Below are 575 nucleotides of genomic sequence, written 5' to 3'. Positions count from 1 at the left end.
TTTTACCAGAAGTGGCTAGTCTAACCGCAAGGAGGACGGTCACCACGGTAGGATTCATGACTGGGGTGAAGTCGTAACAAGGTAGCCGTATCGGAAGGTGCGGCTGGATCACCTCCTTTCCAGAGCTATCTCGCAAAGTTGAGCGCTCACGCTTATCGGCTGTTGATAAAGACAGAAAGACTGTCTGTTAGCGGTTTAACCGGTTATAATGCCGGCCGCTTTCGATAATCATCAATGACAAACATTCGAATGAAGTTTGGTTCGAGTTTTTCTCATTGGCGATTGAGCCAGTCAGAGCGGTACGAAAGTATCGGCTGTCGTTCTTTAACAATCTGGAAGAAGCAAGTAATTTGGATAGCGGAAGCGTCTTGAGATGGACGTGGAAACTATCCGGGTTGTGATTGTATCGATGTATCTCAAGATGATTCGAACTCTATGTTTGACTCAATTGGAATACGGCACAACGCGAGAACTCAACCTGTAACGAGACAGACTCGTTATAGGGTCAAGCGAACAAGTGCATGTGGTGGATGCCTTGGCGATCACAGGCGATGAAGGACGCGGTAGCCTGCGAA

The 575-nt window shown here is 47.8% G+C and carries 1 rRNA gene; it reads left to right on the top strand.

Annotated features, from left to right (window positions below):
* Positions 1 to 119 (top strand): 16S ribosomal RNA (locus G3N98_RS39555); the annotation flags it as partial.
* Positions 120 to 575: the final 456 nt, after the last annotated feature.

The organism is Burkholderia sp. Tr-20390, assembly GCF_017104595.1.
Classification (GTDB): domain Bacteria; phylum Pseudomonadota; class Gammaproteobacteria; order Burkholderiales; family Burkholderiaceae; genus Burkholderia.
The sequence above is the reverse complement of the archived record's forward strand: the minus strand, read 5'-3'. Positions and strand labels throughout refer to the sequence as shown.